General features: G+C 53.9%; 11 protein-coding genes. 3 read left to right on the forward strand and 8 right to left on the reverse strand.

Annotation, left to right across the window (positions count from 1 at the left end):
• From ABYP39_RS13015 to ABYP39_RS13025, 3 genes are all read left to right on the forward strand, one after another.
• Window positions 1-2,553 (forward strand): pilus assembly protein (locus ABYP39_RS13015; RefSeq protein WP_372782916.1); only part of this gene is annotated, 2,553 nt, incomplete at its 5' end.
• An 87-nt stretch (window positions 2,554-2,640) separates the two neighbouring features.
• Entirely contained in the window at window positions 2,641-3,711 is a 1,071-nt protein-coding gene (locus tag ABYP39_RS13020; protein ID WP_372782918.1) for a sensor histidine kinase, read from the forward strand.
• 8 nt (window positions 3,712-3,719) lie between these two features.
• The gene (locus ABYP39_RS13025) at window positions 3,720-4,439 is read left to right on the forward strand and encodes a LytR/AlgR family response regulator transcription factor (protein ID WP_372782920.1); all 720 of its coding nucleotides are present in this window, start codon (window positions 3,720-3,722) and stop codon (window positions 4,437-4,439) included.
• A 67-nt stretch (window positions 4,440-4,506) separates the two neighbouring features.
• Here ABYP39_RS13025 and ABYP39_RS13030 read toward each other — a convergent pair whose 3' ends face one another.
• The 8 genes from ABYP39_RS13030 to ABYP39_RS13065 form a co-directional block, all read right to left on the reverse strand.
• Window positions 4,507-4,932, reverse strand: a complete 426-nt coding sequence (locus tag ABYP39_RS13030; RefSeq protein WP_372748281.1) for a type IV pilin protein — start codon at window positions 4,930-4,932, stop codon at window positions 4,507-4,509.
• 12 nt (window positions 4,933-4,944) lie between these two features.
• A complete protein-coding gene (locus tag ABYP39_RS13035; RefSeq protein WP_372782922.1) occupies window positions 4,945-8,778 on the reverse strand; it encodes a pilus assembly protein in 3,834 nt (1,277 codons plus the stop codon).
• Between the two features lie 10 nt (window positions 8,779-8,788).
• Window positions 8,789-9,097, reverse strand: coding sequence for a hypothetical protein (locus tag ABYP39_RS13040; RefSeq protein ID WP_372748279.1), 309 nt, complete (start codon window positions 9,095-9,097; stop codon window positions 8,789-8,791).
• Window positions 9,098-9,099: 2 nt separating this feature from the next.
• The gene (locus tag ABYP39_RS13045; RefSeq protein ID WP_372748278.1) at window positions 9,100-9,630 is read right to left on the reverse strand and encodes a PilX N-terminal domain-containing pilus assembly protein; all 531 of its coding nucleotides are present in this window, start codon (window positions 9,628-9,630) and stop codon (window positions 9,100-9,102) included.
• A 1-nt stretch (window position 9,631) separates the two neighbouring features.
• Window positions 9,632-10,678 carry a PilW family protein gene (locus ABYP39_RS13050; protein ID WP_372782924.1) on the reverse strand — a complete coding sequence of 349 codons (1,047 nt, stop codon included), beginning with the start codon at window positions 10,676-10,678 and terminating at the stop codon, window positions 9,632-9,634.
• Window positions 10,675-11,136, reverse strand: a complete 462-nt coding sequence (pilV, locus tag ABYP39_RS13055) for a type IV pilus modification protein PilV (protein ID WP_372748276.1) — start codon at window positions 11,134-11,136, stop codon at window positions 10,675-10,677. Before pilV ends, ABYP39_RS13050 begins: the two co-directional genes overlap by 4 nt.
• Entirely contained in the window at window positions 11,124-11,636 is a 513-nt protein-coding gene (locus tag ABYP39_RS13060) for a GspH/FimT family pseudopilin (protein ID WP_372748275.1), read from the reverse strand. Before ABYP39_RS13060 ends, pilV begins: the two co-directional genes overlap by 13 nt.
• A gap of 278 nt (window positions 11,637-11,914) precedes the next feature.
• Window positions 11,915-12,409: a GspH/FimT family pseudopilin gene (locus tag ABYP39_RS13065; RefSeq protein WP_372782927.1), complete on the reverse strand. Its 495-nt coding sequence runs from the start codon at window positions 12,407-12,409 to the stop codon at window positions 11,915-11,917.
• Window positions 12,410-12,512: the final 103 nt, after the last annotated feature.

Genomic DNA, 12,512 nt, shown 5'->3' on the forward strand with positions numbered 1-12,512 from the left:
GACAACCTTCACTCCCATGTAAACCGCAAGGTGCTGTCATGCAGTAATGCAACGAGCTGTACCACTCTACGCGACTTTAACACCACGAACTACGGTGAAAGTGATTTCTCAATTGGTGGATCGAGTTCCAACACCAGCTCGGTCACCATCACGATTGGGTCGGATTGGCAATATTCAGCGACAGCCCCGCTACAAACGATGAAAGTAACCTACGTATGCGATAACCAAAGAAGCTGTAAGTTTTTTCTGGACGATGATAGTGCCGTCGTTTTTCCCGCGTTTTTCACGCAGCTTGGTAACGGCAATAACGCTGTTAAGGCTGATACCGTCGGTATTGCCAGTAACGATGTTGCATTCGGGGCCTGTACTACAAGCACTCCTTGTAGTGTGACGGCTGTTGGCAGCCAGGATCAAGATGGTGATGGTGACGAAGAACCATTTTTCCAGATTAGATTAAGTAGTAATTCGTTTAAAGGCGTCACACGTAGTGTGACGTTGACCCGCCTGCAGCGGAGGAGCCAGCGTGCCGTCGTACAGCAAACCGCCCATGGCCTGAGCAATGGCGACCCCTTTACTTTGAAAAATTGTGCTCCAGATACTGGTGGTACTCATATCAATGCGTCATTAATTGGCTCTACTTTTAGTGAAACTGTTGAGAACCGTATTAGCGCCGATGCCTTTATGGTCGCAATTAATGGAGGCGACGTAGCGTATACGACGGGTATTACCTGTAGCGGGGGCAGTACCGCAACACTTAATGCGAACTTACTGATTAATTGGGTGCGCGGAACCGACAATGTTGGTAATGAGGTGCTGGAAGGGCCTTGCCCGCTGCAGACCAATGGTGAACGACGAGATTCAAGTGGTAACACCTGTACTATGTCGGTGCGCCCTTCCATTCATGGCGACGTATTGCACTCGCGGCCCGCTGTAATCAATTTTGGAGATCTGGATAATCCGAGTACAGGTAGCGACCAAGATATCGTGCTGTTTTACGGTTCAAACGACGGCATGTTCCGTGCGGTGAACGGTAATCAGGCGCGCTCTATTGGTGGCGTCAGACCAGGTGGAGAGCTCTGGAGTTTTATTGCGCCCGAGTTTTTTGGCAAGTTGGAGAGACAGCTGAAAAACTATCCGCGCGTTGCGTATCCCGGTATTCCCGATGATGAAGCAAGACGTCGCGACTATTTCTTTGACGGTAGCACCTCGTTCCTGCAGGATTTCAGGGATGCCGGGGATACGGCAGGCAAGGTTTATATCTACCTGACCCCGCGTCGGGGCGGCAAGTTTATCTACGCGCTCGATGTGACAGACCCTACTAACCCTGAGTTTCTTTGGAAGAGAGCAAAAGCTGATTTTCCTGAGTTTGGACAGTTGTGGTCGACGCCGCAGGTCGCAACAATTGCCAGTTATAATCGCCCGGTGCTGATTTTTGGCGCAGGTTACGATGCCGATGTTGAAGATCTAGACCCGGCCGGTGTTGGCAGTGGCGGAACAGCGGTTACCACTGATGAAGGGCGTGGTGTGGTTGTCTTGGATACTCGCGATGGCTCGTTGGTGTGGGCGGTGCTGAAAGATTGTTCCGTGCTCGCCTCTAGTGATCAGAGCAAGTGCTCTTCTAACGCCGCAATGACTAAATCTTTCGCCGCCGATATAAAACTGTTCGATAATGATTTCGACGGCAATGTGGATCGCTTGTATGCGGGTGACATGGGCGGCAATCTCTGGCGTATCGATATTCCGACAACGTATAGCGTACCCGGTGATTGGGGTGTCTCAAAATTTGCTGCGTTGGGAGGTACCGGTGAAAACGCGCGCAAATTCCTGTTTCCGCCAGACGTTATTCCATCCAATGCTTATGACTTGGTTGTTGGGGTCACTGGCGATCGCGAAAAGCCGCTTTACGATACCCGATCCGAAGCTGACGCGCCTGCTGCGGCCTACCATGTTGATAACCGCTTCTATCTGCTGGTAGACAGTAACAGCGGCGGTACGGTAGCCGCCGGCACGGCGACGATTGGCGAATCGGACCTTGTAGATCGCACCGGTTACAAGTGCTATGACCCAAGTGCGACAAGTATTGTCGATTGTAGTTACGACGAAACCGATAAGCGTTACGAAGATTCAAGCGGCAATGCACTTGAATTGGTAACGTTGACCCAGATCCGAGCCTTGAAAAAAGGTTTCTATATCACGCTGGAAGGCCATATAGCAGCGAATGGAGACAGCGAGGGTGAAAAAGGCGTCAATGCACCGACCGTCGTAGCCGGGAAAGTCTACTTCGCCACAAACCAGCCTCAGACAAGTGAAGAGGCGTGTGGCCCGAACCTTGGGGTTGCGCGTGGCTATGAGGTGGATTTCTTTACGGGAGAATCTAAGGCCCGCATCTATCCTGGCGGCGGATTACCTGCGACCACCACCTATGGACTGGTGGAGATAGATGGCAAAACCGTACCCTTCGCTATCGGTCCGGGCGAAACGCCGCAGAGCCCGATTACTCCGGGGATATCCCTGTCTGGCAAGCGCAACAGAACCTACTGGTACTACGAATAAGCGCCATCCCGCCTGGTCTACACCAGGCGGGCTCTTCCCGCGGTGACTTGCTATACTGCCGCCAACGCGTACGATTGAGTGAAGTCTTTGGCACAAGTATCGATAACGCAGCCGGCGCAACGGGCCGACAGTTTTTTCCTGCCGGATCTGTGTAATGCCCAATCCTTGCTAGTACTCATCATTCTGGCCGAAATGCTGGCGCTGGTGGTAACCAGTTTACAACGCGGTCTGTGGCCAATGGATTGGCAGTACTTTTCGTTAGTCTCGCTGTTTTGCCTGCTGGTGTTTCTATCTTCCGCCGCCGTGCTGTGTATGGTGCGCGGTGCACTGTCACACCTTCCGCTGCTGCTGGCTGCATCAGTCTGCTATGCGCTGGTTCTATGCGTTGTGGCATTGTATTCCCTGAGCGGACAATGGTTGCTGTCTACCACTGGCTCTGACCCCGGTTTTTACCCCGAGCGCTTGCTTCAGCATCTGTTTATCGGAGCAGTGGTGACGGGTATCGGCCTGCGTTATCTCTACCTGAACTGGCAGTTGCGGCTGCGCGAACACAGTGAAATGCAGGCGCGGATACAAGCGCTGCAATCGCGCATCCAACCTCACTTTCTGTTTAACAGCCTCAACACGATTGCCAGCTTGATCGATGACAGTCCACGCGAGGCTGAACTTGCGGTAGAGGATCTCGCGGCCCTGTTCAGGGCCAATCTGCAAGACAGTCGAGTATTCAGCCAGTGGAGTGCCGAGCGCGATCTGTGCGAACGCTATCTTCGTATTGAAAGCATGCGTCTTGGTGAGCGCCTACAAGTGCAGTGGTACGACGCCTCAATTAAGAGCGAGACACCGCTGCTGAGTCTGAGTCTGCAGCCCTTGTTGGAAAACGCGATACTGCATGGCATTCAGCGGCTTCCTGACGGTGGCTGTATCGTTGTGAGGGCGTCGATCGATGGTGAGCAGTGTTGTATTGCCGTGGAAAACCCTTTGCCAGACAGATCTGCCGCAGAGCGTGCACTCGTGGACGCGTCGGGTAATCACCTAGCCTGCGATAACCTGCGCCACCGCCTGCACAGTGTCTACGGCGATCGCGGCCAATTGCGATTGTCAGAAAAGGATCAGCGCTTTCGGGTGGAAATGCGTTTTCCGTTGGTGCCAGAGGCGTGACCCATACCATGCGTGTAATGATTGTGGATGACGAAGCGCCTGCCCGTAAACGCCTGCGGCGAATGCTGGAACTTCAGCCCGAGATTGAAATCGTCGCGGAAGTAAGTCATGGCGCCCAAGCGTTGGATCTGGCAAAGCAATACAGCCCGGCGCTAGTGCTGATGGATATCCAGATGCCGGGTATGAATGGGCTTGATGCCGCCCGGCAAATGGCGGCGTGGGATCACCCGCCAGCTGTCGTGTTCTGCACAGCCTACGATGAGCATGCGCTGGCAGCCTTTGAAGTGGCCGCGCTGGATTATCTATTAAAGCCTATCGAACAGGCCAAACTCGAAAAAGCGCTGCAACGCGCTGAAAAGCTTACGCAACATAAGATCGACGAGGCCGTGACCGCAGTCAGCCCCCATGTGTTGGTTACGACAGCCCAGGGTGTGGAGCGGTTGGCTCTGGCGGATGTGTATTATTTCAAGGCCGAGCAGAAATATGTTGTTGCAGTACATAGCGGTGGTGAAGCGCTGCTGCGGGAGAGCCTGCAACAATTGGAGCAGGCATGGGGTCAGTATCTTATTCGGGCCCACCGCAACACGTTGATTGCGCGTGATTGCCTGCGCGGCGTGGTTCGTGACGGCGCCAGATACCGGGCATTATTGCGCGGTATAGAGGATGAGCCCGTTATTAGCCGCCGGCACCTGCAAGAGGTAAAAGCTGCGCTGGCAGACGCCGGTTGACGGTCAATGGTTTGCTGACAACGTAAGCTGTAAGGCTTCCGTGCCCCAGTAGTGTTTTTGTGTTTTTTTAGCGCCGCCAGCAATCGGCGACGGTTGTTCCTGTTTTATTGTCGTGCAGTGTACGTGTCCCGACTGAGCTGAGCTGAAGATTGCCACAGCGGTCGTTGGCCATCGAGCCGGTGCGGGTCGCGCGCAGCGTGAAGCTGTTGGCTGTTGGCGTGCCTGTCGCCGCGATCGTATAGTTTGCAGAACCACTATCGGGGGCTTTTGTGGGGAACACCGCAGCGAGATTGCCATCGGTGTTCAAATAAGTCCCGTTAGTTGTGTAGTAGCGCTCCAGCGCCTGTGCACCAGTGGCCAGCGCAGATGCAGCATCGGCGCGCTTGGCTTTTGCTATCTGCTCCTGATAGGCCGGTACGGCGACGCCGGCCAGTACCGCGATTACAGCAACAACTATCATGAGTTCAATCAGCGTAAAGCCTTTACTTTTCATTGGCATTCCTTCTTATTTAAGTTGTCGCCATGACTGTCGGCCCAATGACGTGTTTGAACCTTTTTCCCGGGTGACACCAACGCGACCGCTTGAGCCCGCCACAAACTTGTATTCGACATCCCCAGCGCTGACGATGCTCGGTGCTTCAATGATGTCATCCTGGCCAAGACCGCTTACGGGTAAGTACTCGCCGTTGACCTCGATGAAATCACCGTCGGTAAAGAACATATCATCGTTCATATCAAAAGCGGAATAGTCGAGCCGGCCGCCATTTTGCGCATTGATTTCCATCAGCCAGCTGGTACCGCCGTAGCCACAGGAATCCGGGTTGGGTATTGTGCTGCTGAATATTATGCGGTCAGCGCGCAATACGGGCGATGATACGACGCGTTCCCCATTGCCGTTGGTTGCGCTGGGTGAAATCAGATCCAGTCGCCAACCTTTCGAGGCTGCACTGCCGGCGCCATTGTTACTGATTACACGCACGGATTGCTTGGTCGTTTCGTCGTCGGCGGTAGTACTGGTGTCGTTAACGATATCCGCAAAGCCTTCGAATATAATTGTCTGTTCCAGTAACTGGCTGCGGCTGACCGTATTGCCATCATCGCGAATACCGTAAAAGGTTTGCACCTGTGGGTTGTTGGTGATGAGCTCATCGCCAACCTCGAAAAACTGACCCGTGCCGAAATAGATCATTAAACCACTCTCGGCGTGTCGCCCTACAACCGGGCGAGTTGTGATGGGTTGCGGGTTTCCATCGCGATCTACCGCTTTGAACACCGGCGCGGGGTCCGGTCCTGCGCTGTAAGCCACGCGCCAGCCCGACATCGAGTTATCTGTTAGGTCGAACTTCCACAAGTTGCCAACCAGGTCTCCGGCGTAGACATAATCGGTAATACGGTCTGCATTGGTGTCCACGGGTACAATCGAAGCGAGTCCATTGTCAAAACCGGTGGCGCCCGTGTCTATGGCTTTGAGCAAGGCACCTGTCGCCAGATCAACGATCATCAATTTGACATTGTCATTGCTGTTATAACCGTTTCCGAAAATGGCTACCCATTTGTCGTTGGCTTTCAGTCGCACAATCGTCGGCGCACTCATGGCAACACCGAGCTTGTCGGTAGCTGCGTCACTGGTGGAGAACTCCCACAGCAATGACGATGCATTTACACTGTCGGGCTTGGTAACATCCAGTGCGAAAACGCTTTTACCACCCGCGCCGGTCGCTCCTACGAGTACGGAGCGCCAGCTGCTACTAATGTAAGCGTCTGAAACCAGCGGCGATCCGTCAACGAAATATTGGTGTACATAGTCATTTTTGGTGAGGCTGTTGAGGTTGTCGTACACGCCTAGTGGAATGTACCCAAATACTTCTTTGCCGGTTTTGGCATCAAAACCGTGCAGCATGCCATCGTTACCGCCAACGTAAAGCATCTGTCGGCGGCCACGCTTTCCGTTTTCACCGCGGAAAGCGGCATAGCTGGTGCCCTCAGTTCCTGGTAGAACCGAAAACCCGAAGTTCTCGGTGTCACCAACATAAATGGGGTCAGAGTTAACGATATCGCCGAGCAGCTTGTTACGCACGCGTAAGCCAGTTTCGCTTTCCTTGGACTGATCGCCGCGCAGCCAATTCAACGTGTCTTTCCCATCTTGCTCTGTGCCGCCGCCACTCAACGCGTTTTGTTGGTATGCGGTCAGGTTCAGATAGTTGGCTTCGCTGAAGGCAATGCCCAAGGTAGAGGTGACTCCGGAATCACCGATTGCCGTGAAAACGTTGCGCCCAGTGTGAGCAGGAATAGAGCCGCTGTCATCGGTATCCCAGATTGTGCTTTTCAGGGATCCATCTGGGTTGAGATCATAGGCTACCAGCTGCCCGGACCAGTCGCGGGTATCAAAACGCGCCTGGTAGATCACTGTATTAGTGTTCAGTTTTGTCGAGTTTGTTGCAATGGCGGCGGCGGACGAAAAGGCGTCGACGGATATGGCATTCAATACCGCAGCGAGATCTTTGGCGAACTCTTTGGGGTCATTGGCGCTGAAAAAGCCGCCGCGCGAGTTTATGCCGGCGTGCAGGAGGTCGTCAATCCGAGCATTGCATATCGCCCCCGTGCACGAACCAGTTGCCGGCGAAGGATCTGGCCAAGCTATGGCCTCCCCGGTTTTTACGGCTGCTTTGGCGGTGGCGGGGTCGACACTCCCTTTGACGCCGAGGCCAATGCCAAAGGTAGACATGTGCTGCCAGTAAGCGGGGTTGCGAGCCAGTACCGGTACGTTGTTCTTCAGATCCGGCCGAAGGTCGTTTTTCCAGTAATGCATGGCCACGTCGGCCAGGGTATTGCTCAGAGCGTCGCTGAAAGGTGCCTGAACCACGTATTGTGCGGTCCCGCCGCTGACGTCCACATGGGAAGGACCATTGGTGCCGTCGTTGTTTTCTCGCGCTGCAGCCGTTCCCGCTTCGTGGTTGCTGCCACCAGACCAGTAGCCGTCGGTCATCAGCACGGTGTAGCTGCGGCGGCAGGACAGATGAGGGGTTGCATCACTTGTGCCAGGTTTGGCGCTCCAGGGGCCATCGTTATCGGTTCGCAGAAAATACTGCCCTGCAGTGTCCAGTGCCCGGCGCAGTGGCGTGCCGCCACGGCTGAAAGGGTCTTTGTAGAGCTTGTTGTAGAACTTTTCCTTGTCTTTGCCGACAAACGACCTAACACCTGTGGAGATTACCTTGGTGCTGACCCCGTCAACGTCATTGGCGGCGGTGTTCAGTGTGCCGTAGCCAACCCGCAGCCCCTCGGTCTGCTCAACGAAGGCATAACCGGCAGCGGCTCTGGCCGATAGTGCTCTTGAACGATAGTAAGTGTACCAGTTTGCGAAATTGCGAATTTCTTCCGTATAGGTGCACTTAGCACTACCCGCTTCGTCGCAGTCGCGACGGTTTTGACGCCCTTCGCCTCTATAAGTGAGTTCTATGGGGCGTATTTCGGTTTTCTTGTAGCTGCCAAAATCCCACGGGTCATCACCCTGTTGCCAGAAGTAAGTAGCAGGCCAAAAGAATTTGACAGCGGTATCGATATTGCAAGTACCGGCTGCATCGCAGCTGCGCCAGTCGTTGCTGTTGTAGTTGGTATTTGCCAGAACCAGATTACGGCAGTATTCGGGTCCGATGCCTACGCGCTCAGGATGGTGCAATGCACACTCGGGGTTTGCGTTGGGGTAGGTTGTGCCATCCGCCTTTATCCACGGCTCATAAGTTGTGCCGGGGTTGTAATAAATACTGTTCTGTTGCGGTGAACGCGCCCGTGCATTGAAGGCGACATTGTCGACAGTCGCAACATTGTTAGCGTATTCGGTCCCGCCGTAGATACCATCGGCGCGTGGGAAAAGATAGAAGATGTCACCATTAGCTACGTTTCGATGAATGGCCTGATCAGGCATTAGCTCCCAGTGCGTGGAGCCAGAGTCATCCATCAAGAACATGATGTTGGGTGAACTCTGCGAGGTCAAAAACAATGGCAACTGAGAAATCCCGGTGGGTGCCTCTGGGCTGCAATTGGCCTTTTCACCTGTGATTTTAAATGTTGCTCGACAGCCAGGTAGGGTGGTGAATACATTGTCTGTGAACAAAAACTTGTTAAGTGAGCAGGTGGACCAGCTCGTGGATTCTTCTAGGATTTCTACGGTTGTAATTGTACCGATGTTGGTCAGGGTCGTTGTGTTTGTTTGGCTCGGTGAGCCGAAAGCAACTAGGGTTTGTGAAGCTTCACAAGGGTTGCTTTGCGCCTGCGCATTCAAGCCTAGCCCCGCAAGGCTGGCGGCGGTGATCAGACCTTTTACAGCGTGTCCTAATCTCATGAGTTAATCCTCAATCGGGTATTTCATCGGGCTGATGCAAGACACGCAGTGTCGTAACACGGGTACCCGATGTAATAATGTGTACGGACTGGCCAACCACCAGATGTTTGAGTTTCAGTGAAGACTTATTGTCTGGCGCTTTACCGATTAGCGCGTTGGCGCTCATGCGGTAGCCGCGATTATCAATCTCGACAGTATCGCCGCCTGGCAGTGCGGTGATGGTGCCAACAAGATCGCCGGCTGCAGCAGGCAGTGCAAGCAGCAGGCAGGCAGCAAAGAAAAATGGGCTGACAAACCGTACTAATCGGTTCAAAGGCATAATCAATTCCTGCGATAGGTTGTTTGAAGCACCACCATGGAGCGAGTTGTGCTGCCGAATCCACGACCGGTAACACGGAAAGTCTCTTCAGGCGCTTTGGGGCGGTCGGAGTCAAGCCCGCCAACGGTGTTGTCGGTGGCGGGGTATTTTTCTATGACGTATTCCGGCGCGCGACTTGTCCCCTCGATTTTGCTGTTCAGGACAATCCAGCCTGGTGATTTTGGGTCCTGCCAGTCGGGGGTGTCGCAGGCCGCGCGAGTGTCTTCTTTGGGACATACCTCGAAACGTCCATTGCTACCGCTGAAATCCAGCAGTGTTGCCTGCTCAAGTTGAGCCTCGGCTTCTCGCAGGGCGACCTCGGCTGATTGAAAAGCGAGAATGCGGTCGCGGGTATTGCCGGCGATCTTTTCCTGACGTGTGGCTACCTGCATGGAAGATACTGCCAGCAGGGTCAGAACGGTCAGCAGTACCATGGCAACGATTAATACAGCACCGCGTTGCTGCTTTATACTGCGTAGGCGTGTCGACTTCATATCAGCGCACCCGGTTGCGGATGGTAAAGACGTTTTTAATGGCAGCGCGATAGCGTCCATCGGTATTGTTTACATCCTGGCCATTGAAACGCAGTCGCTGTTCGGTGGCTGAGCCCGTCTGTCCGACCACATTTTCTTCTTGGCTGGCGACTAACAGTTCAATCCGCACGCTCTTCACATTGCCCCAGGCTGTAACGGAGGCGGCGTCGACATACGTGTCGACAGCCCCGGTATTGTTAGTGTCTTCACCGTAGGTAATCTGCATATTTTCTATGCCTTCTACCAATTCTGCAGGCGCCAATGCGCCGCCTTGCGAATCCTGCTTGCGGCGTTGCACATACAGTGCGTGAATTGGCTCGCCATCGCTGGTCGTTCTCCCGGTGTCGCGGATAAAGTAGTGAACGGTTTCGACCGCTACAAACTGGGCATCGCCACTGTAGGACTTTGACAAATGCGGCTGTGTGTTGCCATTTGTGGACACCGAATGAGAAATCGTGACGCTGCCGCCGGAGTCTTTAGACATGCTGGTGATGCGGAAGATGTCGCTGCTGACACAGTCAGTAATCATAACAATATCGCCCACATCAAACTTAAACGCATTGGCCCAGACTTGGATGTTGGCGTTAGATGCGTCCATGTTTTTTTCCAGCCGGGCGGAGTCTGCTGAAGCCAATCTTACGGTGATGGCGTCGGTGCCAGGCACTGCGTTGAATTGATTGGTGGCTCCGAGGTTGTCATAGCCAACAATCATTGTGTTTTCGTTGAGAATGTAGTCGTCAGGGGTGTCTACCGCCCAATTGTTTGGCGCTGCGGAGTCAATGGAGGCACAGCCGTGATAACCGGCCATTCGAATATCCTTGCCCATAAAGTGCATAGCATAGCGGCTGGAAGCCTGTATCTGTGCCAGCGCTTCTTGTACTCGATAGCTGGATCGTGTGGCGACAAAAACCTGCACCAGTGCCGCGGAGAGCACGAGTCCAAGTGTAATCGCAATCATGAGTTCAACAAGGCCAAAGCCGCTTTGTGTCTTTCTATACCTCATGGTCATAAGCGGCTCTCAAAGCGAAACTGGGCGAAGTCGTCGCTGTCTGCCTCACGGGTTTCATTGAGCCGCGATTCGTCCCACTGGACAACGACTACAGCTGTGTCTCCATTCACGGTGATAGAACCGGTGCCGGAGGGTAAGCGGGCGGCGAGCTCTTCCCGCCAGTCGCGCAAGTCTTGTGCGATGAAATCCGAGCTCTGTGGGGCTTTGTCGAACAGGGTAATGTTGTAGCGTCCGCCGACAGCCGCTGTGCGATTCGCTCGCATCCTGTCTAGCGCATCATAGGCTAGTAGGGTAGCGTGGGATCGAGTGTTAGCCACGTGGTTAAACTTTATCGCGTTGAGCTGAAGGGAAGCTGCGCCCAAGACGCCAAGGGCGGTGATAAATGTCGCCACCATGACTTCTATTAACGTTGCCCCCCTCTCAGCCTTCCGGTTTCTGGCTGGAGTTATTCTGTACATGCTCTTTCTCTGGCGCTCACATGACCAGTGTAGACCAAGCTTATGTCACGGTCCCACTTGCATTGTTTGCTGGTTCTGTAGGAAAGCATAAAACTTGTCCCAGCAACAGCGTCTAGAAAGCCTTCCGCCGTATATGTGAAGGCGGTGGTATTGTTTGATTCAGTCATTGTTGCCGCAGATTCGAACTTCGAGATTTCCATTATCTCTTCGCCAGCGTCGTAGGTGCCGTCCCCGTCCTCATCAGCCCAGACACGAAAGCCGTCGTGCCAGTCGGCGCCATTGCTAGCGCTGACGGTGACAGAAACGCCTCGGGTAATGGCCTCAGAGCGAGCCAGCTGCAGTCCGCTGAGCAGGCTGCGGTATTCCGTTGCCGAGCGTGAAGATTGCACAAACTCGAAAAAGTTAGGGCCAGCTGAGCCCAGTAGAATGGCGGCTATCGCGATGCCGGTGAGCAGTTCGACCAGGGTGAAGCCCTGAGTGTTTTTGCGTTGAGTGTTCATGTCTTACCCCCTGTTGTCGGTTTAAACCGACTTTGTGTTTGAAGCGGTGTGTCACTAATGTCGCACCGCGTGTAGTAATGGTAGGTATTGGGGCGCTTTTAAAACATTCGTAGATACGCGTACTCGGGGTTCGGAATTCGAGATAACAAGCCGCCATAAGTAAGTGAGCGCTAACTTCAGGGGTCGAAATACGGTGCCTGAGCCCCAAAAAAAAAAGCGCCACCCGAAGGTGGCGTGGAAGCATGCGCGTAATGCGCCAGGGATAACTGGCCAGTGGTTTAAAGGCAGCCACTGTCCTTAAGCGTGGTACGACCGGTGTATTTCACCTTGATCTCGTGGTTCCAGTTGCAGCCGGCTTCGGCTAAATAGTCGAAAGTAATAGCGGTGCGGGCAAAGCCGCGGGTGTCAAAACTGAATTCGGTACGCTCTGAGCGCTCTTTCAGGGAGGCGCCGGTGATCAGGGCTGGCAGGCGATAGAGCAATTCGTCTTCGCTCATGGCCTTATCGGCGTTGTGATCTACCCAAATTTGCATGCCCTGTGACCAATCGGCGTTGTGGGCGCTGACAATGACCTGTTTGCGCAGGGTAACCGCTTGCGAGCGCGCCAGGTTCAAGGCTCTGGCAATCTCTTCGGTTTCGGTGGTAGCACGGTTGTCGAGCACGATGGCGGTAACCTGAGGTACAACAGCGCCGAAAAGTACGCCTACAACGGCCAGGGCAATGATGCCGTTGATGAGTGAAAACCCTCGCTGATTAGTCGCTGTGCTGTTCATGTTTACTACCCCCGTAGTGAATTTTTTGTGTAATGCTTGTATGGGTTCCATGTTAGGACTACTACACAGTCTGGGTAATCCGGGAATCTACCTAAGTGCTTCA

The organism is Litorivivens sp., assembly GCF_041625495.1.
In the GTDB taxonomy this organism is placed as follows: Bacteria; Pseudomonadota; Gammaproteobacteria; order Pseudomonadales; family Spongiibacteraceae; genus Litorivivens.

What these genes read in the sequence shown, in the direction of transcription:
- ABYP39_RS13025 (WP_372782920.1), top strand. Translation starts at nt 3,720, where the DNA reads ATGCGTGTAATGATTGTGGATGACGAAGCGCCTGCCCGTAAACGCCTG.
- ABYP39_RS13065 (WP_372782927.1), bottom strand. Translation starts at nt 12,409, where the DNA reads ATGAACAGCACAGCGACTAATCAGCGAGGGTTTTCACTCATCAACGGC.
- ABYP39_RS13030 (WP_372748281.1), bottom strand. Translation starts at nt 4,932, where the DNA reads ATGAAAAGTAAAGGCTTTACGCTGATTGAACTCATGATAGTTGTTGCT.
- ABYP39_RS13035 (WP_372782922.1), bottom strand. Translation starts at nt 8,778, where the DNA reads ATGAGATTAGGACACGCTGTAAAAGGTCTGATCACCGCCGCCAGCCTT.
- ABYP39_RS13045 (WP_372748278.1), bottom strand. Translation starts at nt 9,630, where the DNA reads ATGAAGTCGACACGCCTACGCAGTATAAAGCAGCAACGCGGTGCTGTA.
- ABYP39_RS13060 (WP_372748275.1), bottom strand. Translation starts at nt 11,636, where the DNA reads ATGAACACTCAACGCAAAAACACTCAGGGCTTCACCCTGGTCGAACTG.
- pilV (WP_372748276.1), bottom strand. Translation starts at nt 11,136, where the DNA reads ATGTACAGAATAACTCCAGCCAGAAACCGGAAGGCTGAGAGGGGGGCA.
- ABYP39_RS13040 (WP_372748279.1), bottom strand. Translation starts at nt 9,097, where the DNA reads ATGCCTTTGAACCGATTAGTACGGTTTGTCAGCCCATTTTTCTTTGCT.
- ABYP39_RS13050 (WP_372782924.1), bottom strand. Translation starts at nt 10,678, where the DNA reads ATGACCATGAGGTATAGAAAGACACAAAGCGGCTTTGGCCTTGTTGAA.